The sequence below is a fragment of the Streptomyces sp. NPDC093801 genome, assembly GCF_040701585.1.
GTDB lineage: Bacteria > Actinomycetota > Actinomycetes > Streptomycetales > Streptomycetaceae > Streptomyces.
Genome location: NZ_JBFBDP010000019.1, coordinates 131,347 through 155,262, shown reverse-complemented (window position 1 = coordinate 155,262; position 23,916 = coordinate 131,347). Strand labels below are relative to the sequence as shown.

General features: G+C 75.0%; 21 protein-coding genes and 1 pseudogene. 13 read left to right on the top strand and 9 right to left on the bottom strand.

What is annotated here, in order from left to right; all coding sequences use genetic code 11:
- Window positions 1–28: 28 nt before the first annotated feature.
- Window positions 29–676: a fasciclin domain-containing protein gene (locus AB0469_RS23015; RefSeq protein WP_366453291.1), complete on the bottom strand. Its 648-nt coding sequence runs from the start codon at window positions 674–676 to the stop codon at window positions 29–31.
- An 83-nt stretch (window positions 677–759) separates the two neighbouring features.
- Window positions 760–2,346 carry a molybdopterin-dependent oxidoreductase gene (locus AB0469_RS23010; protein ID WP_366453290.1) on the bottom strand — a complete coding sequence of 529 codons (1,587 nt, stop codon included), beginning with the start codon at window positions 2,344–2,346 and terminating at the stop codon, window positions 760–762.
- 403 nt (window positions 2,347–2,749) lie between these two features.
- Between AB0469_RS23010 and sigK the strand changes: the two genes are divergently transcribed.
- Together sigK and AB0469_RS23000 are read left to right on the top strand one after the other, a co-directional pair.
- Window positions 2,750–3,274: an ECF RNA polymerase sigma factor SigK gene (gene sigK, locus AB0469_RS23005; protein ID WP_366453323.1), complete on the top strand. Its 525-nt coding sequence runs from the start codon at window positions 2,750–2,752 to the stop codon at window positions 3,272–3,274.
- Complete coding sequence (locus AB0469_RS23000) at window positions 3,271–4,020, top strand: anti-sigma factor (RefSeq protein WP_366453289.1); 750 nt, start codon at window positions 3,271–3,273, stop codon at window positions 4,018–4,020. Before sigK ends, AB0469_RS23000 begins: the two co-directional genes overlap by 4 nt.
- A gap of 85 nt (window positions 4,021–4,105) precedes the next feature.
- On the opposite strand, the gene AB0469_RS22995 is transcribed toward AB0469_RS23000, so the two are convergent.
- Window positions 4,106–5,170 carry an NAD-dependent epimerase/dehydratase family protein gene (locus AB0469_RS22995; protein WP_366453288.1) on the bottom strand — a complete coding sequence of 355 codons (1,065 nt, stop codon included), beginning with the start codon at window positions 5,168–5,170 and terminating at the stop codon, window positions 4,106–4,108.
- 352 nt (window positions 5,171–5,522) lie between these two features.
- Here AB0469_RS22995 and AB0469_RS22990 point away from each other — a divergent pair, with 352 nt between their 5' ends.
- The 6 genes from AB0469_RS22990 (at window position 5,523) to AB0469_RS22965 (ending at window position 12,877) form a co-directional block, all read left to right on the top strand.
- On the top strand, window positions 5,523–6,788 hold the full coding sequence (locus AB0469_RS22990; RefSeq protein ID WP_366453322.1) for a molybdopterin-dependent oxidoreductase: 1,266 nt from the start codon (window positions 5,523–5,525) through the stop codon (window positions 6,786–6,788).
- Window positions 6,785–7,327, top strand: coding sequence for a hypothetical protein (locus AB0469_RS22985; RefSeq protein WP_366453287.1), 543 nt, complete (start codon window positions 6,785–6,787; stop codon window positions 7,325–7,327). Before AB0469_RS22990 ends, AB0469_RS22985 begins: the two co-directional genes overlap by 4 nt.
- A gap of 87 nt (window positions 7,328–7,414) precedes the next feature.
- Window positions 7,415–7,972 carry a DM13 domain-containing protein gene (locus AB0469_RS22980; protein WP_366453286.1) on the top strand — a complete coding sequence of 186 codons (558 nt, stop codon included), beginning with the start codon at window positions 7,415–7,417 and terminating at the stop codon, window positions 7,970–7,972.
- A gap of 77 nt (window positions 7,973–8,049) precedes the next feature.
- Window positions 8,050–8,631 carry a hypothetical protein gene (locus AB0469_RS22975; RefSeq protein WP_366453284.1) on the top strand — a complete coding sequence of 194 codons (582 nt, stop codon included), beginning with the start codon at window positions 8,050–8,052 and terminating at the stop codon, window positions 8,629–8,631.
- Between the two features lie 84 nt (window positions 8,632–8,715).
- Window positions 8,716–10,764 (top strand): serine/threonine-protein kinase, encoded by a 2,049-nt coding sequence (locus tag AB0469_RS22970; RefSeq protein ID WP_366453283.1) that lies wholly within the window; start codon window positions 8,716–8,718, stop codon window positions 10,762–10,764.
- Between the two features lie 43 nt (window positions 10,765–10,807).
- Window positions 10,808–12,877 carry a protein kinase gene (locus AB0469_RS22965; protein ID WP_366453282.1) on the top strand — a complete coding sequence of 690 codons (2,070 nt, stop codon included), beginning with the start codon at window positions 10,808–10,810 and terminating at the stop codon, window positions 12,875–12,877.
- 43 nt (window positions 12,878–12,920) lie between these two features.
- Here AB0469_RS22965 and AB0469_RS22960 read toward each other — a convergent pair whose 3' ends face one another.
- Together AB0469_RS22960 and AB0469_RS22955 are read right to left on the bottom strand one after the other, a co-directional pair.
- Entirely contained in the window at window positions 12,921–13,376 is a 456-nt protein-coding gene (locus AB0469_RS22960) for a DUF1801 domain-containing protein (RefSeq protein ID WP_366453281.1), read from the bottom strand.
- An 89-nt stretch (window positions 13,377–13,465) separates the two neighbouring features.
- A complete protein-coding gene (locus AB0469_RS22955; RefSeq protein ID WP_366453280.1) occupies window positions 13,466–13,819 on the bottom strand; it encodes a VOC family protein in 354 nt (117 codons plus the stop codon).
- Window positions 13,820–13,952: 133 nt separating this feature from the next.
- Between AB0469_RS22955 and AB0469_RS22950 the strand changes: the two genes are divergently transcribed.
- The gene (locus AB0469_RS22950) at window positions 13,953–16,766 is read left to right on the top strand and encodes a LuxR C-terminal-related transcriptional regulator (protein ID WP_366453279.1); all 2,814 of its coding nucleotides are present in this window, start codon (window positions 13,953–13,955) and stop codon (window positions 16,764–16,766) included.
- 48 nt (window positions 16,767–16,814) lie between these two features.
- On the opposite strand, the pseudogene AB0469_RS22945 reads toward AB0469_RS22950, so the two are convergent.
- Window positions 16,815–16,970 (bottom strand): annotated as a pseudogene (locus AB0469_RS22945) (LLM class flavin-dependent oxidoreductase); the annotation flags it as partial.
- A gap of 28 nt (window positions 16,971–16,998) precedes the next feature.
- A complete protein-coding gene (locus AB0469_RS22940) occupies window positions 16,999–17,613 on the bottom strand; it encodes a helix-turn-helix domain-containing protein (RefSeq protein WP_366453278.1) in 615 nt (204 codons plus the stop codon).
- A 37-nt stretch (window positions 17,614–17,650) separates the two neighbouring features.
- Between AB0469_RS22940 and AB0469_RS22935 the strand changes: the two genes are divergently transcribed.
- Complete coding sequence (locus AB0469_RS22935) at window positions 17,651–17,977, top strand: rhodanese-like domain-containing protein (protein ID WP_366453277.1); 327 nt, start codon at window positions 17,651–17,653, stop codon at window positions 17,975–17,977.
- A 133-nt stretch (window positions 17,978–18,110) separates the two neighbouring features.
- On the opposite strand, the gene AB0469_RS22930 is transcribed toward AB0469_RS22935, so the two are convergent.
- Window positions 18,111–18,413: a hypothetical protein gene (locus tag AB0469_RS22930; protein WP_366453276.1), complete on the bottom strand. Its 303-nt coding sequence runs from the start codon at window positions 18,411–18,413 to the stop codon at window positions 18,111–18,113.
- Window positions 18,414–18,494: 81 nt separating this feature from the next.
- The gene (gene pgm, locus AB0469_RS22925) at window positions 18,495–20,135 is read right to left on the bottom strand and encodes a phosphoglucomutase (alpha-D-glucose-1,6-bisphosphate-dependent) (RefSeq protein WP_366453275.1); all 1,641 of its coding nucleotides are present in this window, start codon (window positions 20,133–20,135) and stop codon (window positions 18,495–18,497) included.
- 778 nt (window positions 20,136–20,913) lie between these two features.
- Between pgm and AB0469_RS22920 the strand changes: the two genes are divergently transcribed.
- The 3 genes from AB0469_RS22920 (at window position 20,914) to AB0469_RS22910 (ending at window position 23,709) form a co-directional block, all read left to right on the top strand.
- On the top strand, window positions 20,914–22,422 hold the full coding sequence (locus AB0469_RS22920) for an MFS transporter (protein WP_366453274.1): 1,509 nt from the start codon (window positions 20,914–20,916) through the stop codon (window positions 22,420–22,422).
- A 138-nt stretch (window positions 22,423–22,560) separates the two neighbouring features.
- Window positions 22,561–22,845 (top strand): hypothetical protein, encoded by a 285-nt coding sequence (locus AB0469_RS22915; protein WP_366453273.1) that lies wholly within the window; start codon window positions 22,561–22,563, stop codon window positions 22,843–22,845.
- 132 nt (window positions 22,846–22,977) lie between these two features.
- A complete protein-coding gene (locus AB0469_RS22910) occupies window positions 22,978–23,709 on the top strand; it encodes a hypothetical protein (protein ID WP_366453271.1) in 732 nt (243 codons plus the stop codon).
- Window positions 23,710–23,916 lie beyond the last annotated feature (207 nt).

The following is a 23,916-nucleotide window of genomic DNA, read 5'->3' as shown; positions in this document are numbered from 1 at the left end:
CTCGCACGCGCCGGGCGCCCGCCGGGCGCTACTTCGGCATCAGGACGGTGTCGACGATGTAGACGTTGGCGTTGGCGGTCCTGACGTTGCCGCAGACCACGTTCGAGGTGTCGTTCACCTTGTAGGACTCACCGGAGCCGCTGGTGGTGACCGTGCCCTTCTGGAGGGTCTCGAAGCTGCCGTTCTCCAGCTGCACGGGGGTGAGCTTCCGGCCGACGACGTGGTAGGTGAGGATCTTGGTCAAGGTGGCCTTGTCCGCGAGGACCTTGTCGAGGTCGGCCTTGGGGATCTTCGCGAAGGCCTCGTTCGTCGGGGCGAAGACGGTGAGGTCCTTGGCGTTGTTGAGGGTGTCGACGAGTCCGGCCTTCTTGACCGCGGCGACCAGGGTGGACAGCGCCGGATTGTTGGAGGCTGCGGTGGCGACGGGGTCCTTGGCCATGCCGTCGAAGGAGCCCGCCCCCTCCTTGGGGACGCCGGCGCAGGCCGGGCCGAAGGGCTGGTCCACGGGCAGCGCGTCGGCGGGCGTGCTCCCGCCGGCCCCGGCCGGGTCGCCGGCCGCAGCGGTGGCGCCGGCCTGGGGGTCGGCCGGGGAGTCGCTGCAGGCGGTCAGCGAGAACGGCAGTAGGACGGCTGCGGCCACGGCGGCACCGGTACGGCGGATCTGCAGGCTGTTCATGATCGGTTCCTCCTGGGAAGGGCGGTTTCGAACTGCTCGGGGTGCTGCTGCCGGACCCGCCCGCCGGGGCGGGTCCGGTGGTCTCAGGGGACGGTGACGAAGACGCTGTGCCGGCCGCTCGCCCCGTCGGGGACGGTCCGGGCCCTGCGCTCGGTCTGCACCGCTCCGGTGCCGTCGGTGGCGCGGACGGTGATCGTGTGCCCGCCGGGGGCGGCCTGCCAGCGGTAGGACCACTGGCGCCAGGCGTCGACGGGGCCCGCGGCGGCGAGGTCGGCGTCCTGCCAGGGACCGTCGTCGACGCTCACCTCGACCCGGGTGATGCCGCGGTGCTGGGCCCAGGCCACCCCGGCGATCACCACGGTGCCGGCGGCGGGGCGGGCGAAGGGCTTCGGCGTGTCGATGCGGGCCTGGGTCTTGACGGGCGCGCGGCGGGCCCACTTCCGCTTGACCCAGTACGGGTCGTAGGCGTCGAAGGTGGTCACTTCGAGGTCGGTGATCCACTTGCAGGCGGACACGTATCCGTACAGGCCGGGGACGATCATGCGGACGGGGAAGCCGTGGTCGAAGGGCAGGGGTTCGCCGTTCATGCCGACGGCGAGCATCGCGTCGCGGCCGTCCATGACGTCCTCCACCGGGGAGCCGAGCGTCATGCCGTCCACGGAGCGGGCCACCAGCTGGTCGGCCGGGCCGCCCTGCGACGGCGGCCTGACGCCGCAAGCGGCGAGCAGGCCGGCCAGGGGCACACCCAGCCAGCGGGCTGTGCCGACGTAGGGGCCGCCCACCTCGTTGGACACGCACGTCAGGGTGATGTCGCGTTCGATCAGCGGGCGGGCGAGCAGCTGGGCGAGGGTGTAGTCACGCGGCCGGGCCACGCCCTCGCCGCGGATCCTCAGGCGCCAGGTGCCGGCGTCGACCAGCGGGACGACCAGGGCCGTGTCGACCCGGTAGAAGTCCCGGCCGGGGGTCGTGAACGGGCTGATCCCGGGCACCTCCAGCTGCGCCGCGGCCGCAAGCGCCGGAGCGGGCGAGGCGGGGGCGGGCAGGACCAGGCCGTCGCGGGAGGCCACGGCGCCCCGGCCGCGCCGCCCGGACAGGGCGCGGCCGGCCACCCCGGCGGCGGTGGCGGCCGCGGCGGACACGGCCGCCGCGGCGAGGAACCCCCGCCGGCTCCAGCCGCCCCCGGCGCCCCCGTCCCCCGGCGGGGAGCCGGCGGGAGCGGCCCTGCCCGCCAGCACGAACAGGACGGCCGCGCCCACGAGGGCACCGGCGAGCGAGGGCAGCGCATCAGCGGCGCCCTCGGAGTCGGGCCTGCCCAGGGCCGCTGACGCGCCGACGAGACCGAACAGCACGACCGATGCCGCCCCCGTACGCCGGTACCGCAGCGACAGGATCCCGAGCACGACGGCGAAACCGGCCAGAGCGAGCAGGATGCCGAGCCGGAGCACGGTCTTGTCGTCCTCGCCGAAGGCACGGATCGCGAAGTCCTTCACCGCGGCGGGAGTCCTGTCGACGACCGCACCGCCGACCACCGTCACCGGTCCCGCGGCCGGACGCACCAGGCCCGCCGCGAGCTCGGCCACGGCGAGCGCGGTGAACGCGGCCAGGAGTCCGGCCACCGCGCCACGGGCGGTGCGGGAGGAGGTGCTGCGGAAGCTGTTCACACCCGGCATTCGGCCCCGGCCGTCCGGCGGATTGGCCTGTCACCCATACGAGTGACGGGCGCCGCCCTTCCGCTCCTCCCGCGGCCGAAGCGCGCAAGACGCGACCGGCGGCGGAGCCGACTCTTCTGCCACTGGTGACAAAAGCCCGCCCCATCCGTACGCGCCTCCGCTACGAAGTACCGGTCGAAGGCACCCGCACGGCGGTGCGGCCGGACCGCCCCGAGGACGGCGGCCCGGTACCGCCCCGAGGACGAAGGACTGCGATGCGATGGACACCCCGCCCCCGGGAGGCCGGCCCCGCCCGCCCCTGCGCCCGGTCGCCGAGGCCGGAGCCCGCCCGGTGAACCGGCCCCTCCCGTCCGCCGGCGCCGCGCAGGCCGCGCACGCCGCCCCCGCCGACCTCGCCGAGGTGATGGGGCAGGTCGCACGCGGCGACAAGCAGGCCTTCTCGGTCCTGTACGACGCGCTCGCCCCCATGGTCTTCGGGATCGTGACCAAGGTCGTACGCGACCGGGCCCAGTCGGAGGAGGTCGCCCAGGAGGTCATGATCGACCTGTGGCGGCAGGCGGCCCGCTACCGGCCCGACGCGGGCAGCGTGGCCACCTGGGCGGCGACCGTCGCCCACCGCAGGGCCGTCGACCGCGTCCGCTCGGCCCAGGCGGCCGTCGACCGCGACAACGCCCAGGCCGCCCGCGAGCACCGGACGGCGTTCGACGAGGTCGCCGAGCAGGTCGAGACCCGGCTGGAGGGCGAGCAGGTACGCCGCTGCCTGCGCGGCCTGACCGAGCTCCAGCACCAGGCGGTCACCCTCGCCTACTACGGGGGCCTGACCTACCGTGAAGTCGCCCAGGCACTTCGCACGCCGCTTCCCACCATCAAGACACGCATGCGCGACGGGTTGATCCGGCTCCGCGACTGCATGGGGGTGACCACGTGAACAACCACCACGCAACCGACGTCCACGTCCTGGCCGCCGCGTACGCGCTGGACGCCCTCGACCCCGGCGAGCGCGAGACGTTCGCCGCCCACCTGCCCGGGTGTGACGCCTGCCGGCAGGACGTGGCCGACTTCCGGGCCACCGCCGCACGTCTGGCCGCCTCCGCGGCCCGGGCCGCGCCCGCCGCGATGAAGCAGCGGACCCTGGCCGCCGTCGATCACGTGCGCCAGCTCCCGCCCAGGGTCCCCGCCGCCGCGGTCTCCTGGCGCGGCACGCTGCGCCGCAGGGCCCTCCCGCTCGCCCTGGCCGCGAGCCTGGCCGCCGCGGCCTCGCTCGCCGGCCTCGCCGTCCGGCAGGACCAGGAGAAGCAGCGGCTGGAGCAGCGGGCCCGGCAGAGCGAACAGCGTCTGGACCAGACCGGCCGCGTCCTGGCGGCCCCGGACGCCCGCACGGTCCGCGCCCGGGCCGCCAACGGGGCCCTGACCTCCGTCGTCTCCTCCGACCGGCAGCACCGGGCCGTCTTCACCGCCGGCGGCCTGCCCGCCCCGGCCCCGGGCACGACCTACCAGCTGTGGCTGGACCACGGCGGCACCATGCGCCCGGCCGGATTCATCAACGGGGACGGCACCGTCCTGCTCGACGGGGACACCGCCGACGCCGCCAGGGTCGGCCTCACCCTCGAACCCGCCGGAGGATCCCCCCAGCCCACCACCGCCCCCCTGGTCCTGATGGCCCTCCGCGCCTGAACGGACGGCCCCCGCACCGGTCCCGCCCCGCCGGGCCGGTGCGGGCCGGGCCGGGCCGGCCACGTCCGGCGGAACGGACACGACGTCAGCGGACGGCAGCCGCCGACGGACGCTGCCCGGCCCGGGCGAACTCGGCCATCCCGTCGGCGAAGCCCACCTCCGGACGCCACCCCAGCTCCTCGCGCAGCCGGGTGGAGTCGGCGGTGACGTGCCGGACGTCGCCCAGCCGGAACTCGCCCGTGACCACCGGCGCCGGCCCGCCGTGCGCCGTGGCGAGCGCCGACGCCATCTCGCCGACCGTGTGCGGATCCCCGCTGCCGGTGTTGTACGCCTCCAGCCGTCCGCCCGGCATCGCGCCGACCGCCTCCAACGCCACCACGTTCGCCGAGGCCACGTCCGTGACGTGGACGAAGTCCCGGCGCTGCGCGCCGTCCTCGAAGACCCGGGGGGCCTCGCCCCTGGCCAGCGCGGAGCGGAAGAACGAGGCCACCCCGGCGTACGGGGTGTCGCGCGGCATCCCCGGCCCGTACACGTTGTGGTAGCGCAGCGACACCGCGCGGCCCTCCGTGCACCGCGCCCAGGACGCCGCCAGGTGCTCCTGGGCCAGCTTCGTCGTCGCGTACACGTTCCGCGGGTCCGCCGGCGCGTCCTCGCCGACCAGGCCCGGCGCCAGCTCGGCCCCGCAGTCGGGGCAGCGGGGCTCGAACCGGCCCGCTTCGAGGTCCGCGGCCCGCCGTGGCCCGGGGCGTACCGTTCCGTGGCGCCCGCAGGTGTACCGGCCCTCTCCGTAGACCACCATCGACCCGGCGAGCACCAGCCGCCCCACACCGGCCGCGGCCATCTCCGCCAGCAGCACCGCCGTCCCGAGGTCGTTGCAGCCCACGTAGCCGGGGGCGTCCGCGAAGTCCTTGCCCAGCCCGACCATCGCCGCCTGGTGGCACACCGCGTCCACTCCGCGCAGCGCCGCCCGGACCGCGTCGGCGTCCCGTACGTCGGCGCGCACGAACCCCGCGCCGGGCAGGGGCGGGGCACCCGGGTGGGCGGAGGGCAGCAGGGCGTCGAGGACGACGGGGTCGTGCCCGCGGGCCGAGAGGGCGGTGACGATGTGGGAGCCGATGAACCCGGCCCCTCCGGTGACGAGTACGCGCATGCTCCGGACGGTACGCAGTGCCGGGCCTCCCGGAGGCCTCCCACGCGCTCCCGTAAGACTTCCGTCATCCGGGAGCGGGCCGGTGCGGCCCGCGCGCCCGCCGAGCCGCCGCGCGGCGCGTGGGGAAGGGGCCGTGTCGTCGACGCGGCAGGTCCTCCTCGGCCGAGGATGTCTGGTACATCCTGGTATGCGGAATTCCAGGAGGTGTCGTGTGGATGCGGACGGCGGCAACCCGGGCGGCGAGCCCTCAGGCCCCGAGGCCGGTCCACCGGCCGCACGCGGACCCGCCCCGCGCCCGCAACCCGGTACGGGTCCTCCCGGGCCGACACCCCCGGCCCGCGTCCGCACGGCCCTGGCATCCGTACGGCGGTCCGGGCCGCCGCCGGGCCCGTCCCGTCCCGGGTTCTGGCGCAGCCCCCTGCGGGGGCCGTGGCTGACAGGGGTACTCGGGCTGGTCCTGCTGGCCGGCATCACCGTCCTGTTCGTGACGGGCCTGCTGTCGTACGCCGCGTACGACCCGGACCTGGCGGCGGTGAACGACCAGACCCCGGACAAGGGACTGCTCGGCTTCTACCTGTTCCCCTGGCCCACCTCCCCGTACTGGCTCTACCGGATCACCCAGGGGGTGCACGTCACGCTCGGAGTCGTGCTGGTGCCGGTGCTCCTGGCGAAGCTGTGGTCCGTGATCCCGAAACTGTTCGAGTGGCCGCCGGTGCGCTCGCCCGCCCACGGCATCGAGCGGCTGTCCCTGCTCCTGCTGGTGGGAGGAGCGGGCTTCGAGTTCGTCACCGGCATCCTCAACGTGCAGCTCCACTACGTCTTCCCGGGCTCCTTCTACACCCTGCACTTCTACGGGGCCTGGGTGTTCCTCTCCGCCTTCGTGGTCCACGTGGTCTTCCGGCTGCCCCGGGCGCTGCACGCGGTGCGCCGGCTGAGGCGGAATCCACCGGCCGGTACGCAGGAGGCCGCCGGACTGGTCTCCCCGCGCCCGGCTCCGCCGACGATCTCCCGCCGGGGCGCGCTGGGCATGGTCGGGCTGGGTTCGCTCGCGCTGTTCGCGGTGACCGCCGGGCAGAGCGTGGGCGGCTGGTTCCGGCAGACCGCGCTGCTCGCCCCGCACGGACAGGACCCCGGCTCCGGACCGAACGGCTTCCAGATCAACAAGACCGCCGCCTCGGTCGGCATCCGGCCCAGCGACATCGGCCCCGCCTGGCGGCTGACCGTACGCGGCGGCGGCCGGCAGGTCGAACTGACGTACGGCCAGCTCCTGGCCCTGCCCCGGAGCGAGTCGTCCCTGCCCATCGCCTGCGTGGAGGGCTGGTCGACCCCGGACCAGCACTGGAGCGGCGTCCGGCTCACCGAGCTGGCCGCCCTCGTCGGGCTCGGCACGGACACCCCGCGGGTGCTGGTGGAGTCGGTGCAGCGCGGCGGGTCGTTCGGCTCCGTGGTCCTCGGCGACAACCAGACCCGCGACGCCCGTTCGCTCCTCGCCGTCCGCGTCAACGGGGCCGTCCTGTCCCCCGATCACGGATATCCGGCCCGCGTGATCGTTCCCGGCGCCCCCGGTGTCCACAACACCAAGTGGGTCACCCGCCTCACCTTCGGGGGGCCTGCATGAGGCTCCCGCACCCGGACGCGGGCGCCTTCCGCCACCGCTACGGAGCCTCGCCGCTGCATCTGCTCCTCGTCCTCGCCTCCTTCGCCCTCGCCCTGTACGCGGGCGTCCGGCTCCTCACCGGGGACGCCGCCGGCGTGGCCCTGTGGTTCGTCGGCGCCGCGCTCCTGCACGATCTGGTGCTGCTGCCCCTGTACTCGGTGACGGACCGGGCGGTGCAGGCGCTCTTCGGACCCGGCGCGGGCACGCGCGGGCCCGGGGCGCGGGTGAGCGTCAACCACGTCCGCGTACCGGGGTTCATCGCCGGCGTCCTGCTGCTGGTCTGGTGGCCGCTGGTCCTCCGCCGGGTGGACCACTTCACCGTCACCACCGCCCTTCCCGCGGACGTGTTCCTCCCACGATGGCTGCTGATCACCGCCGCTCTCTTCGCCGCCTCGGCCGCCGTCCTCCTCGTCCGCATGTGGTGGGGCACGAGGGAGGGCCGGCGGGCCGCACGCGCTCGGGCACGGGCGAGCAGGGCCGCGAAGCAGCGGCGCACGTAAGACTTTCGTCACCAGGCCGGAGCTGGTGCCGCCGGTCGCCGCTCGCGTTCAATACGGGCGACGGAACGGTGAGGAAGGGCAACGGCAGTGACAGAGACGAAGCGACGGGGTCGGCTGTGGGCGGGGCTGCTCGTGGCGGCCGCGCTGGTCGTGGGCCTCGGCGTGTACTGGTTCCAGCCCTGGAAGCTCTGGCAGGACGCGACCGTCCACGACGCCCTCCCGACGGCATCACCGACGGCCGCCGTACCCGGGCACACGGCCCCGGCTGTGCCCCCGGGGGCACCGGCCGGCCCGCAGACCCTGGCCCGGGGCACCCTGGTTAGCCACGAGCACACCACGACCGGCACGGTGAAGCTGATCCGTCTCCCCGACGGCTCCCGCACCCTGCGCCTGGAGAACCTCGACACGAGCAACGGCCCGGACCTGCGCGTCTGGCTCAGCGACGCCCCGGTGAAGGAGGGAGTGGCCGGCTGGTCCGTCTTCGACGACGGCAAACACGTCAGCCTGGGCAGGCTCAAGGGCAACAAGGGCGACCAGAACTACGAGATCCCCGCCGACGTGAACCTGGCCGACTACCGCAGCGTGACCATCTGGTGCGACCGCTTCGACGTCTCCTTCGGCGCGGCCGCCCTCGCGAGCACCTGAACCCGGGAAGGGGCGCGGCGGCGGCGACCGCCTACCCTTCGTACGCACGCACACGAGGAGACGAGGTACCGGAAGAGATGCCCCACGCGGACGCGAGCGGCCTGCCCTGCCCGCCGGATGCGCCCACCGGCGCACCGGCCCGCACCGCGCGCCCTTCGTCCGCGGGCGTCCTCGCCGCGGTGCTGCTGTCCGTGCTCACGGCGTCGTCCTGCGGGACGGCCGCGGGCGAAGGAGGCGCCGGCACCTGCACGGTGCGGCACGAAACCGACCGGATCACCTCGCGGTTCCCGTCGTTCAAGCAGCTCGAGTCCACCTCCTGGTGCGGGATCGACCCGGACGTACCGTCCCGGCTGCCCTCGCACAACGACATCCGCCTCGTGGGCGTGCTGAACGCCGTCGACGACCAGGCCGTGCTCCGGGACCTGCAGGACCCCGCGCTGGAGTTCCGGCCCGCCGTACCCGAGAACGTCCCCCCGGAGATCGCGGAACTCCTGCCGGAGGGAGCCGACTGGATGACGAGCGGACCCGCCGACAAGAGGATCACCGAAGACCTCTACAGCGGGTCCTTCTTCTACGACAGGCGGAGCGGACAGGTGCTCTTCGACTGCTGGAACCCGCCGCGCAAGGACGGTCCGGCACCCGCGGGCACCGGCGGCTGAAAGCAGGCCGCGTACGCCCGCCCCCGGCCGTCCGGAGCCGGGCCCCTCGACCCCCGTGCGAAGGATCATGGTTGAATGCCGGGCGTGACAGAGTCCACAAGCCCCGCCGGACAAGGGAGTTCACCGGTCCGGCCACTGCGCCCGGGCGACCTGCGGACCGTCGGCCCCTACCGGCTGGAGGGACGGCTGGGCGAGGGCGGCATGGGCCAGGTCTTCCTCGGCACCTCGCCGGGCGGCCGCCGGGTCGCGGTGAAGCTCATCCGGCCCGAGCTGGCCGGCGCCCCGCGGTTCCGCGAGCGGTTCGCGCGGGAGGCGGAGGCCGCGCGGAAGGTCGGCGGGTTCCACACCGCGCAGGTCGTGGACGCCGACCCGACGGCACAACCGCCCTGGCTGGCCACCGCGTTCGTACCGGGCCCGACCCTCCGGCACCTGGTCGACGCCGACGGCCCCCGCGACCCGGCGGCCGTGCTCCGGCTCGGCGCGGGCATCGCCGAAGGGCTGGCCGCGATCCACCGGTGCGGGCTCGTGCACCGGGACCTCAAGCCGGGCAACGTGATCGTGGCCGAGGACGGACCGCGCATCATCGACTTCGGCATCGCGCACGAACCGGGCGCGGACGCGCTCACCCGGACCGGATCGGTCATCGGCACCTACGCCTACATGTCACCGGAACAGATACGGGGCGAGGCGCTCTCGCCCGCCGGCGACGTGTTCGCCTTCGGGTCGGTCCTCGTCTTCGCGGCGACCGGCCGCAGCCCCTTCGACGCCACCACCGTGCCGGCCATCGTGCACCGGGTCGTCAGCGAACCGCCCCGACTCGACGGACTGGCCACCCCCTTGCGCGAGCTGGTCGAAGCCTGCCTCGCCAAGGACCCCGCCCGGCGCCCCCGCACCGACGAGGTGCTGGCCCGCCTCTCCGTCACCGGGCCGGGCCCCGCGACCGCTGCACCCGCCGGCGCCTCGGGACCCGCGCCCGCCGTCGCGCTCCACGCCCTGCCGACGCAGCCGGCCACGCCACCACCGGGCCCGCCCGGCCCGCCCACCGCACCCCGTCCCGGCACGGGCTTGTCCCGCCGTACGCTGCTCCTCGGCGGGACGGGCGCCCTGGCGGCCGCCGTCGCCGTACCCGCCTACCTGCTGCGGGACTCCTGGCAGGGTTCGGCGGGGGAGCAGGACCGGACCCGGCCCGTGGCCCGGCTCGAAGGACACCCCCAGTCGCTGGTGTCCCTCGCCTTCAGCCCGGACGGCCGGACCCTGGCCGCCGCCGGGTCCGCCGGTGAGCTGTGGCTGTGGGACACCGTCACCCGCCGCACGACCACCAGGTTCGGCGGAGAGCCCCCGCACGTCAACGGCCTTGCCTTCACCCCGGACGGCCGGACCCTGGTGGGCAGCTGCCAGGACGGAACGCTGCGGCGCTGGGACGCCCGGACCCGGACACCGATGCCCGGACTCTCCGGGTTCGAGGCTTACCCGGTTCCGACCCCGTACTCCCTCGCGGCCGGTCCCGACGGCGCGGTCCTCGCCGCCGCCGGCGGGGGCACGCTCCAGCTCTTCGACCTGGCGAGCGGACGCCGCACGAGGAAGCTCGACGCGGGCGAACCCTCCGGCGTGCTGTTCAGCCCGGACGGCAAGGCGGTGGCCACTGCCTCCCGCCAGCGCGTCCTGCTCTGGGACGTCGCCGGCGGGGACCAACCCCGGACCTTCACGGACGACTCCGTCGAGTTCCGCTTCAACCGGGTGCTGTTCAGCCCGGACGGGAAGACCATCGGCGGCGCGGGACCCGGCGTCCACCTGTGGGACCGGGAGAGCGGGCGGCCCACGGCCACCCTCACCTCACCGCACCGGCGCATCGAGGAGGCCGCCTACCGGCCCGGCCACACGGTGATCGCGGGCGGCGGCTTCGGCCTCGGCCCGGGCGACGACGTCAAGGACGGGGCCCGAGCCGCCACCGGCGGCACGATCAGCCTGTGGGACGCGACGACCGGGCGGGTCACCCAGACCCTCACCGCCGACCTCCGGCAGTCGACCGCCGCTCCCTTGCTCTCCGCCCTGGCGTTCAGCCCGGACGGCAAGACGCTCGCGGCGGCCTTCAGCCCCACCGACAACACCATCCAGCTCTGGCAGCTCGCCTGACCGGCACCGGCTGCCCCTCACCACACCCCGACGGACGGTACGCATGGACGCGTTGATGCCCCACGACCCGCGGTGGGTCGGCCCCTACCGGCTGGAGGGACGGCTGGGCGAGGGCGGCATGGGCCAGGTCTTCCTCGGCACCTCGCCGGGCGGCCGCCGGGTCGCGGTGAAGCTGATCCACCCGGAGCTGGCCGGCACCCCCCATTTCCGGGAGCGGTTCGCGCGGGAGGTGGAGGCCGCACGGCAGGTGGGCGGGTTCCACACCGCGCAGGTCGTGGATGCCGACCCGACGGCCGAATCCCCCTGGCTGGTCACCGCGTTCATACCGGGCCCCACCCTCCACCGCGCGGTGGCCGAGCACGGACCGCTCGATCCCGCGGCGGCCCTGCGGCTCGGAGCCGGGCTCGCCGAAGGACTCGCGGCGATCCACCGGTGCGGGCTGGTCCACCGGGACCTCAAGCCGGGCAACGTGATCGTGGCCGAGGACGGCCCGCGCATCATCGACTTCGGCATCGCGAGGGCCGTGGACGCGAGTTCCCTGACCGCGACCGGATCCGTCATCGGGACCTACGCCTACATGTCGCCCGAGCAGATCCGCGCCGACCGGGCCGGCCCCGCCGGCGACGTCTTCGCCCTGGGCTGCGTCCTCGCCTTCGCCGCGACGGGCCGCGGCCCCTTCGACGCGCCCTCGCTTCCCGCCGTCGTCCAGCGGATCCTGGACGAACCACCCGCCCTGGACGGCACCGACGGCGAACTCCGGGCCGTCCTCACCGACTGCCTCGCCAAGGACCCGGCCGACCGGCCCGCCGTCGAGGGCCTGCCCGCACGGTTCGCGGCCGCCGCCGCAGGTGCGGCGCGGGTCCCCGCGCCGGCCCACGAACCCACCGCGGCGGCCGCCCCGCCCGGCCGGACACCGCATCCGCCGACGGAACGGGCCCGGGCCACGGGCCCCGGACAGGCCGTGACCCCCGAACCGGCCGCGGTCCCGGGTCCCGGACCGGACCCGGGCTCCCTGGCCGCCGCGGCGACACGGACCCACGCGCCGACGCCTGCCCCCGCGACGCCGGAACCCGCCGCCGTACCCGGCCCCGGCAGCCCTCGGCCCGGGCGGCCGGCCACCCCCGCGACCGGCCCGGCCCGCCGCGGGCCCTCACGGCGCGCGCTGCTCATCAGCGGCGCCTCCGCCGCCGCGGTCGCCGCGGTCGGCGTCCCCGCCTACCTGCTGCTGCGCAACGGCGACGCCCTCGACGGCCCGAGCAGCACGTACGGGCTCGCCTTCGGCCCCGACGGGACGACACTGGCCGCGGCCGGAGGGAACGGCGAGATCTGGCGCTGGTCACTGCCCGGCAGGAAGGCGGTCGTCACCCGGATCGGCATCGCCCCGTACATCCAGCCGTACGCCTTCAGCCGCGACCTCAAGACGCTCTACCGGGCCGAGGAGCACAGGATCCTCAAGTGGGACGTCGCCACGGGCCGCACCGTCGGGACGTTCACCGGAGAGACCACGGGCCAGGCCCAGGACGGGTTCGTGCAGGACCTGGGGCTCAGCCCCGACGGGAAGACGCTGGCCGCGAGCAGCGGCCGGGGCCTGTACCTGTGGGACACCGGCACCGGATCCCGGCGTGCCCTGTACGAGGACGTGAAACTCGGCCCGGCCGCCTACAGCGCGGACGGCACGATGCTGGCCGCCGGATCGCCGCTCCAGCTGCGCAAGGGATCGGCCGACGGCGTCCTGGCGACCCTCGACGCCAGGATGGCGACCGGCGCGGTCTTCAGCCCCGACGGCCAGCTCCTGGCCTTCGGCGACCAGGGCGACGGGGTGCGCCTGTGGAACACCGCCACCCGCCAGGACGTCGCCACCCTCGAAGGCCACGCCTCCCCGGTCCAGGCGGTCGCCTTCCACCCGGACGGGACCACGCTGGCCACCGGCGACCGGGACGGCACCGTACGCGTCTGGTCCACCACCTCCGGCACCACCACCGCCACCCACGAGCCCGGCGCCTCCGTCGAGGCGCTGGCGTTCAGCCCGGACGGGAAGTCCCTGGCCGCCGGGTGCGGCGGCGGCACGAGCGCCAGGAGCAACGACACGGTGTGGCTGTGGCCGGCCGGGTGAGGGCCGCCCCGGCCCCGGGGCGGCATCGGCCTGCGGGCGCGCCTCAGCTCACCGCCTGCTTCACCAGCGCGGCGATCCGCTCCTCCACCTCGGCCGTCACCTCGGTCAGGGCGAAGCCGGCCGCCCACATCGGGCCGTCGTCCAGCCGGGCCCGGTCGCTGAACCCGAGCGTGGCGTAGCGCGCCTTGAACTTCTCCGCGGACTGGAAGAAGCAGACGATCTTGCCGTCCAGCGCGTAGGCGGGCATCCCGTACCAGAGCTTCGGCGCGAGGACCGGGGCGGCGGCGGTGACGACGGCGTGGACGCGCCCGGCCATGGTCCGGTCCGGGTCCTGCATCTCGGCGATCTTCGCGAGGACGTCCTGTGCCTCCTGCGCCGCCTTGTCCGCCTTCGAGCCGCGGCGCGCGGCCGTCTTCTTGAGTTCCTGCGCGTGGTCCTTCATCGCGGCCCGCTCCTCGGCCGTGAATCCCTGGTGCGTGGCGCCGTCGGTGCTGCTCATGGTGGATCTCCTTCGAGGGTGCGGATGCGTGGATCTGTCGGTGCGGGTCGTGAGGAGGGGCCGTCAGGACCCCGTTCGGGGCGCGCTCGTCAGTCCTGCACGAGTCCGAGGAGGTTGCCGTCGGGGTCGATGACGGTGGCCACCAGGCGGCCGCCGCCGACGTCGTGCGCGGGCTCCTTGACGGTGGCGCCCGCCGCGGTCACCTCGGCGACCTTCGCCTCGATGTCCGGGACGTGCCAGTAGGCCACCGGCGTGGTCAGGCCCTGCGGTCCGCCGCCCGGGAGGAGGCCGATGTGCTGGCCGGCCACGTCGAAGCCGGCGTAGTGGGGTCCGTCGGTCTGCGGCGCGACACCGAGCAGCGCGGCGTACACCGCCTTGGCCTGGGCGAGGTCGGACACGGGGTGCAGCACGGTCTTGACGCCCTGGGTGGAAGAGCCGGTCACGGTCACTCCTGTCATCGCGGGTTCCGGTCGGCCCGCTGGTTCGCCGGGCCGTTCCCTGTGACCACAGCTTCCCCCGCACGGGGTACGGGGCGCCTCCGTGCCGACCACGGAAAGCACTACGGATAATGACCCGGTGGCCACTCCAGTGATCTCTGCCCGGGAAGCCGACGTGCTCGCTCTGCTCGGGGAGCACCTGAGCAACGCGGAGATAGCCGCGCGGCTCGTCATCTCCGTACGGACGGTCGAGTCACATGTCTCCTCGCTGCTGCGGAAGTTGGAGGTGCCCGACCGGCGGGCCCTGTCCCGGCGGGCGCCCGGACCGGCGCGCGCCGAGCGGACGCGGCCGGCACCCGCTCTTCCGGCCCCGCTGACGGCGTTCGTCGGACGTGCCCGGGAACGGGCCGCTCTGGCAGTGGCGGTGACGGAGCGTCGGCTGGTGACGGCGGTGGGTCTGGGCGGGGTGGGCAAGACGCGTCTCGCCCTGGCGGTGGCGGCCCAGGTGGCCGACGGGTTCGCCGACGGGGTGTGCTTCGTCGACCTGGTCCCGGTCACCGACCCCGGACGGGTGGGCGCGGCGGTCGCGGCGGCCATGGGCGTGGGCGAGCAGCCGGGGCGCGACGTCGACGACGCACTCGTCGCGGCGCTGACGGACCATCAGGCGCTCCTGGTGCTGGACAACTGCGAGCAGGTGCGCGACGGCGTGGCGCCCTTCCTGGAACGGCTCCTCGTGGCCTGCCCGGGGATACGGGTGCTCGCGACCAGCCGGGCCCGGCTGATGGTGCCGTTCGAATGGGTCTTCCCCGTGCCCCCGCTGTCGCGCGTCGGCGGCGGTGGATCGGAGGCGGTCGCCCTGTTCCTGGAGCGGGCGGCGGCGGTCGGCAGGGCCCCGGATCCGGCCGAACGCGACCGGATCGCGGCCCTGTGCGAACGGCTCGACGGTATGGCCCTGGCCATCGAACTGGCGGCGGCGCGGTGGTCCACGCTCGGCCTGGACGGCCTGACGGCCGGCCTCTCCGACCAGCTCCGGATCCTCGCCGGCGGCCCCCGCGCCGACGGCAGGCACCGGTCGGTGCGGGCCGTCCTCGACTGGAGCCACGACCTGCTCGACCCGCAGGACCGGGCCCTGCTGCGGCGGGTCTCGGTCTTCGTCGCCCCCTTCACCGCCGAGTCCGCCGCCGAGGTGACCGGCTTCGCCCCGCTGGAGGCGGCCGCGGTCGCCGACGGGCTCGGCCGGCTCGCCGAGCAGAGCCTGCTCGCCGTGACCCCGTCCGAGACCGGCACCCGTTACCACGCCCTGGAGACACTGCGCCAGTACGGCACGGAGCGGCTCGCCGACGCCGACGAGCTCACCGACGTCCGATCACGCCACCTGGCCTGGTGCCTGGCCGGTGCGTCCGGCCTCGAGGAATCGGACACCCCGCACTGGCGGGCCCGGTTCGACGCGGTCGCGGAGGACCTGCGGGCCGCCTTGGCCTGGGCCGCGGACCGGCCCGACCAGCACGCGGACGCGTACCGTCTCGCCCTGTCCACGGCCGGACTGGCCTTCACCCGCAACCTCCTGGGCGAAGCCCAGCAACGCTACGAGCAGGCGGCCCTGCTCGCCGCCACCGACACCGAGGCCGCCGCCGCACTGCGGCAGGCCGCCGGGGTGGCCGGGTGCCGCAGGCTCGGCGACGACATGTACCGCCTGCACCGGGCCGCCGCCGAAGCCGCCCACCGGGCCCGCGACACCACGGCGGCCGCTCGCGACCTGGCGGCCGCCGCCACGGCCGCCTACCGCTTCTCCAGCACCTTCGTCCGGGTCCCGCCCGTGGACGAGGTGACCGGCCTCCTCTCCCGGGCGCGGGACCTCGCCGGCCAGGACGACCCGGCCGTCGCACTGGCCGAGGCGGCGGTGACCGCCGACGCGTTCGGCGCCGTCCAGGGCGCCCCGGACAACGCCGCGCCCGACACCGTCGCCTGCGCCCGACGGGCCGTCGAACTCGCCCGCCGCGCGGGAGACCCCGTGGCACGGTCGGCCGCCCTCGACGCGCTCTCCGGCGCCCAGAGCTGGGCCGGTGACGCCTTCGCCGCCGCGGCCGCCGCCCGGGAGCGGATCGACGTCCTGGCCCCGGCCCCGCACACCCCCGCCCGGACGCACGAGCTCATCGACGCCCTCGCCATGGCCGCCGCGACCGCCGTCGGCGCGGGCGAGCTCACGGCGGCCCGCCGCTGGGGCGCCCGCCTCGCTGAGCAGCCCCAGCTGGCCGACGTGGGCGACCACGCCACCTCCTGGCTGCTCGTCGCCGACGCCTTCGCGGGCCGCGCCGACGAGGTGCTCACCGCCGGCGCGCGCTTCCGCGACGCCTGGGAGCGCACCGGCCGGCAGCGCTCCTTCTCGCTCGGCCCGGCCGCCGCGGCCGTCGCGATGATCCACGGCCTGCGCGGGGACGACGGGGCCCGGGCGGCCTGGCTCGCCATCACCGACCGGACGGGCAGCGAGGAGGACCACCGAAACGGCCACGGCGCCGTCTTCGACGCCATGGTCCTGCTCCACCACGGCGACGCACACGCGGCCCTGGACCGCGTGGCGCCCGAGCCGCGGCAGGTGTGGAAATGGGTCTGCTGGGTCTGGCTGCACTGGTACGAGGCACTCCGCGCGGAGGCCTCCGTCCTCGCCGGCCACCCGGACGCCCGCGCCCGGATCGCCTCCGCCCGGGCCGTGGTCGCCGGGAACCCGGTCGCCACCGCCCTGGTGGAACGCGCCCAGGCCCTCCTCGACGGCGACCGGCCGCGCCTGCTGGCCACGGCAGCGGCGTTCGACACGGCCGACTGCCGCTACCAGTGGGCACGCACCCACCTGCTCGCCGGAGGCGAACACACCCCGACCGGGACGTCCGCCCTGACCGACCTCGGACTGGCACCGATCGCCGCTCCTCATCCCGACCGCCTCCCGGTCCGTCCCTGATCCGCCGGACGGACCCCCGCCGCACCACGGCCGGCAGGACCGCGGCCGTCAGCCGCGGCGTGCCCACTCCTCGGCCGGCAGGCGGTAGGAGCGGACCCGGGCCGTGTGGTCGTGCGTGAGGGTGGTGATCAGCAACTCGTCCGCCCCCGTGGCCTCCCGGAGCCGTTCCAGGTGGACGGCGACCGTGCGGGCCGAGCCGACGAACGAGGCCGCCGGCCGAGGGGGCAGGGCGTCACATCGCCGCCCGGGCGAGGCGGAGCAGGCCGGTGCGCATGCGCTGTTCGCCGAGTTCCGGCAGGAGTGCGGCGACGTGCTCGGCCGCCAGGGCGGCGAGCAGGGCGTGGGCCGCATGGTCGGGGTCGGGTGCGGTGGCGAGCAGGATCGCCACGTGGCGGTGCCAGAACCGGTAGGCCCCGATCCTGTAGCGGGCCCCGGGAGTGGCGGTCTCGGACATCCGGACCAGCGCCAGGTGCTCCAGCAGGTAGTCGAAGTAGGCGTCGACGAAAGCGGCCAGGCGCTCGCCGGCCGGGGCTCCGGGGCCGAGCGGTGGCGGCCCGGACACGACCGCCTCCTGCAGCACGCGCTCGCGGGCGTCCAGCAGCGCGGCGGCCAGGCCCGATTTGTCGCCGAACCGGCGGAACAGGGTCCCCTTGCCCACGCCGGCGGTCGCGGCGATCTGATCCATGGACACCGCCTCGACGCCGTGCTCGGCGAACAGGCGGGCGGCCGCCTCCAGCACCGCGACCCGGTTCCGGGCCGCGTCCGCGCGCTCCTTGGGCGGCGGCGTCCGCAGGAGTTCCAGCGGCATTGCAGAACCGGACCGCAGTCCGTTATTGTCGGAAGTCATAACAGGACTGTAGTCCGATTCCTCTGGAGGCAGTGGCATGACCGCACTCATCACCCGTGACGAGCTGGCAGCGGCGATCGGGGCCGGCGCCGTGACCGTCGTCGACACGCTCGGCGGCCAGTACTACGCCCAGCAGCACCTCCCCGGCGCCCTGGCGCTGGTCCCGGCCGACGTCGACAGCCGGGCGTCCGCCGTGCTCCCCGACCTCGACGCGGCGATCGTCACCTACTGCTCCAACCCGGCCTGCCCCAACAGCGGGCAGGTCGCCGACCGCCTGACCACCCTCGGCTACACCAACGTCCGCAAGTACCGCGAGGGCATCCAGGACTGGGTCGAGTCCGGCCTCCCCACCGAAGCGGTCTGACCCTCACGGCGGGGGACGGCGTGACGGCCGTCCCGTAACCCGGCCCCCTGCGGCCCGCTTCGTGCGGTCCGCAGGGGGCCGGGGCCGGCCGTGTCGAAGGCCGGCCTGGCGCGGCACGAGGAGGGGGCGCCGGTCAGCGGTGGCGCGCGGCCAGCTGGCCTTGTGCGTACGGGTCGGCTTCGGGGACGTACGGGCCGCCGTGGCCGGCGAGGAGCTCGGTGATCCGGTGCCACTCCGCCACGGCGGCCCGGGTGGGCGCGTCGGCTGCCGCCGCGTCGCCGACCGCGTCCAGGACGCGCTCCAGCTCGGTCACCGCCTGATGACGGGTCATACCAGCGGCCTCGGCCCGCACCCGGTTGCGGGCCTCGACCTCGCCCGCCGACGGCTCGTGCGGCTCGAGTGCCGCTTCGACGACGGCCTCTGTTTCCTCGGACATGACGCCCCCTCTTCCGTGTTCCACGGCCGCCCTTACCCCGCGAACGGGCTCGCAACCGCCGCCGGGCGGAGTCCGCCCGCTTCAGGAGGACAGGGCCGCGGAGACCACCGCGCGCGCCGCCTCCTGGACGTCGGCGAGGTGGTCGGGGCCCCGGAACGATTCCGCGTAGATCTTGTAGACGTCCTCCGTGCCCGAGGGGCGGGCCGCGAACCAGGCGTGGTCGGTGGTCACCTTGATCCCGCCGAACGCCGCGCCGTTGCCCGGGGCGCTGGTGAGCACGCCGGTGACCGGGTCCCCGGCCAGGGTGTCCGCGGCGACCTGCTGCGGGGACAGCCGGCCGAGGACGGCCTTCTCCTCCCGGGTGGCCGGTGCGTCGACGCGGGCGTACGCCGGCGTGCCGAACCGGGCGGTGAGCGCGGCGTACCGCTCGGAGGGGCTCTGACCCGTGACCGCGAGGATCTCGGACGCGAGCAGGGCGAGGAGGATGCCGTCCTTGTCGGTGGTCCACACCGACCCGTCGCGCCGGAGGAACGAGGCCCCCGCGGACTCCTCACCCCCGAACCCTAGGGTGGCGCCGACCAGCCCGTCGACGAACCACTTGAAGCCGACCGGGACTTCCACCAGTTCCCGGCCGAGGTCGGCGGCCACCCGGTCGATCATCCCGGAGGACACCATGGTCTTGCCGATGCCCGCGGACGCCGGCCATCCGTCACGGTGGCGGTAGAGGTGGTCGATCGCGGTGGCGAGGTAGTGGTTGGGGTTCATCAGGCCGCCGTCCGGGGTCACGACGCCGTGCCGGTCGGCGTCGGCGTCGTTGCCGGTCGTGACGTCGAACCGGGCCCGGCCCTCGATCAGCGAGGCCATGGCGTGCGGGGAGGAGCAGTCCATGCGGATCTTCCCGTCCCAGTCCAGCGTCATGAACCGCCAGGTGGGGTCGGTCTCCGGGTTGACGACGGTCAGGTCGAGCCGGTGCTCCTCGGCGATCCGCCCCCAGTAGGCGACCGACGCCCCGCCGAGCGGATCGGCGCCGATCCGCACGCCGGCCGCCCGGACGGCGTCCAGATCGAGCACGGAGGGCAGGTCGCGGACGTACGCCCCCAGGAAGTCGTACCGGTCGGTGGTGGGAGCCGCGAGCGCCCGCGCGTACGGCAGCCTCCGGACCTCTTTCAGGCCGCCGACGATGATCTCGTTGGCCCGGTCCTGGATCCAGCCGGTGGCGTCCGACCCGGCGGGCCCGCCGTGGGGCGGGTTGTACTTGAACCCGCCGTCCGCGGGCGGATTGTGCGAGGGGGTCACGACCACCCCGTCGGCCGGGGCGCCGGCGCGCCCGCGGTTGTGGGTGAGGATGGCGTGGGAGACCGCGGGCGTCGGGGTGTAGCCGTCCTCCGCGTCGAGGAGGACGTGCACCCCGTTGGCGGCGAACACCTCGAGCGCCGTCACCCGGGCCGGCTCGGACAGTGCGTGCGTGTCGGCCCCGAGGAACAGCGGCCCGTCCACGCCCTGCCGGGCCCGGTACTCGCAGATGGCCTGGCTGGTCGCGGCGATGTGGTCCTCGTTGAAGGCGGTGGCCAGGGACGAGCCGCGGTGCCCCGAGGTGCCGAAGGCGACCCGCTGGGCCGGATCGGCGGGGTCGGGGTGCAGGGCGTAGTACGCGGTCACCAGCCGGGACACGTCGACGAGGTCCTCCGCTCGCGCCTGCTGACCCGCTCGCTCATTCGACATCCGCTCGCTCCTCCGTACCGCTGGGGACTTCCGACGGGATCCGCGCTGTTCCGTGTCCGTGCCGCAGGGGAGGACGCGACCGGCCACGCCCTCCTGCCGCCGCCGCGATCCTCCCGCCCCTCCGGCCTACCCAGCGGGGGCTGCTCCTACCGGCCATCCTGGCGCGGGCGCCCGGCCCGGCGGGGCCGACGCCCCGGCCGGCCCTCCGGATCCGCTGCGCACGCTACCCGCCCCGGGCGTGCCGGCCGGCGATCGCCATGGTCAGCGTGTTCCGGGCGAGGGCCGCCGACGTCGGGCACGCGCCCGTCCCGGCCGTCCGCCGGAGCCGTCGGCAGGCGAACGGCCGTCCGATCCGTTCGCGGAGGCCGTCGAGCCCGGCTGTCGGCTGTCGGGCCCAAGCGGTTACCCCGTCCGGGGGGAGTGCGCGTCCGGTCGGTGGACGCCGGACCGGGGGAGGGCAGGCATCGCCGACGCCGCCCCCGGCCCACGGTGACCGCGACCGCGGTGCCGGGGGCACCGCGTGAGTCCGGCACGACGACGATCACCTTCGGCATCGTCAACACCGCCGCCGTCGCCCCGGGAGGCATCCGCGACAGCGGCGACGCCGTCACGCTGACGACCAGCGTCGTCAGGAACAACCGGCCGACCGACTGCACCGGCGGCGACGTCCCCGTCCCGAACTGCACGAACCGATCCACACCGGGGGCCGCATGCGGGACCCGACCCGGGGCACACGGCAGGGCAGGGGGAATGCCGAGGAGGAGGGATCCGGGGAACGATGACAGCCGATCCGCCGTCCACCGCCGTGCCGCCGGCGACCGCGCCGGCGACCACCACGGGCACCGTCACCACGGCCGTCCCGGCCCGCCTGGACCGCCTGCCGTGGTCCCGGTGGCACTGGATGATCGTGATCGGCCTCGGCACCGTCTGGATCCTCGACGGACTCGAGGTGACCGTCGTCGGCAACGTCGCCGGCCGCCTGGCCGAGGAGGGCAGCGGCCTCGACATCACCGCCGCCCAGGTCACGGGTGTCGCCGCCGCCCTCTACGTGGCGGGCGCGTGCTCCGGGGCCCTCTTCTTCGGGTGGCTGACCGACCGCTACGGCCGCAAGAAGCTCTTCCTGATCACCCTGGCGGTCTACCTGGGCGCGACGGCGATGACGGCCCTGTCGTTCGAGTCCTGGTGGTTCTTCCTCTTCAGGTTCCTCACCGGCTTCGGCATCGGCGGTGAATACGCGGCCGTCAACTCGGCGGTCGACGAGCTGATCCCGTCCCTGTACCGGGGGCGGGTCGACCTCGTCATCAACGGCACCTACTGGCTGGGCGCGATCGGCGGCGCCCTGCTGTCCCTCGTGATGCTCGACACCGACCTCTTCCCGCAGAACCTCGGCTGGCGGATCAGCTTCGCCCTGGGCGTCGTCCTCGGCCTGGTCGTCCTCCTCGTCCGCCGGCACGTTCCGGAGAGCCCGCGATGGCAGTTCATCCACGGCAGGGGGGAAGAGGCCGACGAGCTGGTGTCCGCCGTGGAGCGCGGGATCGAACGGGAGAAGGGCGAGCGCCTCCCGCCGCCCGCCGGGGAGATCACCGTCCACCAGCGCGAGAGCATCGGATTCGGCCTGATCGCGAAGACGGTGTTCGCGCGCTACCCGCGCCGCGCCTTCCTCGGCCTGTCGCTCTTCATCGGCCAGGCGTTCCTGTACAACGCCGTCACCTTCGGCTTCGGCTCCGTCCTCACCACGTTCTTCGACGTGCCGACGGGCCGCACCGGCTACTACTTCGCCGTCATCGCGGTCGGCAACCTCCTCGGCCCGCTGCTGCTCGGCAAGCTGTTCGACACGGCCGGACGCCGCATCATGATCTCCTCCACCTATCTGCTCTCCGGCCTGCTCCTGTTCGGGACGGCATGGCTGTTCGACCGGGGCTCGCTGACGGCGGCGACCCTGACGGCCTGCTGGTGCGTGGTCCTGTTCTTCGCCTCCGCGGGCGCCTCCAGCGCGTACCTGACCGTCTCCGAGGTCTTCCCCATGGAGACCCGCGCCGTGGCCATCGCGTTCTTCTACGCCCTCGGCACGGCCGCCGGAGGCATCAGCGGCCCGCTGATCTTCGCCGACCTCACCGGGTCGGGCGTGGTCGGTGACACCGCACTCGCCTTCCGGATCGGCGCCGCACTGATGTGCGCCGCCGGCCTCGTGGCGGCGTTCCTGGCGGTCAGGGCGGAGCGCCGCTCGCTGGAGGACATCGCCGCGCCGCTGTCGGCGGCCGAGCCGTCACCGGCCGCCTCCCCTTGACCCGCCCGGCCCGAAGGCGCCGTTCGGCTCAGGGAACGGGTGCCTGGCGGTGAAAGCCGCACCAGGTGCAATCGGGGCACCTGCCGCGCGGGTACGTGCTCCTGGCGACGACCGCGCCCAGCCGACGAGGAGCCAGCCGTGTACGCAGCAGTCCGCCGGTACGAAGGAGTGACGGATCCCGCCGAGGCGGCACGCATCGTGAGCGAGGGGTTCGTGCCGCTCATGCGCGGGGTCCCCGGCTTCGTGGCCTACTACTGGATCGATGCCGGGGACGGGGTGATGGTCTCGACCAGCGTCTTCCAGGACCGGGCCGGCGCCGAGGCGTCGATCGGGACCGCTGCGGACTTCGTCCGGGACCACCTCGCGGCCCTGCTCCCGAACCCGCCCCAGGTCACGTCCGGTGAAGTCGTGGCCCACGCATAGCGGCGCACGCCGCACGCCCCGATCGCCGGCCCGGCCCGTACGGGTACCGCGTCCCCTGCTCGCAGGGACCGGAACGTTGCCGGGAACGATCTCTTTGTGCACACTGCACTACCGGGCGATGAGGAGGAGCGGATGAGTGCGGCCCACGAGGGACGCCGGTGGCCGGACGCGGTCAGCGTCGACAACGCGAGGACGACGCTGCTCCAGCTCCTCGCGCGGGCGGGGGTCCCCTCCGGCGACGCGCGCCAGCTGATCGGGCTCGTCGAGGCGGGTGTCCTGGCCCTCGCGCACGAGGAACTGGACGGCGCCGGGCCGAGCGTCCCGGGGGACAAGGGCGAGGAGTACCGGGCGGGCTGGCTCGACGGCGCCGAGGCCCTCGTCCAGGAGCTCGGCGCCGTGGCCGAGCGGACCCTGGCGGGGGTGGCGGGGCCCGACGGGGACCAGGGCGGGGCCGGTGCGCATCCTCGGGCCCGGCGGATGGAGGTGGAGCGGGCCAAGGTCGCGGTCACCCCCCTGTACCTGTCGTTCACCGCGGTGTCGGAGCTGGACCCGGAGGTGACCGAAGAGGTGCTCGTCGCCGTGCTCGGGACGATGAGCCCCCGGCAGCGGGCCGGGTACGCCGGACGGCTGACGGAGTTCGCCACGCTCCACCGCGGCCGGCTCGAGCGGCTGTTCGCGGAGTTCGGACCGCACAGCGCCACCCAGGTGCACGGCCGCTACTCGCTCCTGCACTCCGCGACGAGCGTCGCCGTCCTGGAACGCCTCCTGGCCTCCCCGCAGGCGCTGCGGGAGCAGTGGGACGCCGCGGAACTGCCGCCCGCATGGCTCGACGGTCTGACGAGCGCCTGGACCACCTCCGCCTGACCCTGGCGGCGCACGGTCGCAGGCCCCTCCGGGGCGTCGGCCGTGGGGGAGGAGGCGCGGAACCCGGAACGTTCCGGATGCCCCGCGCCGCGCACCCCTGGCTGCCTTGCGGGTCGCCGACGGCGGATGACGCCGCCGCGCTTCCGACTCGAGTCGAGGAAGAGGCCCCGTCCCGCCCTGTGGTACGTTCCGGATCCAGGGGGCCGA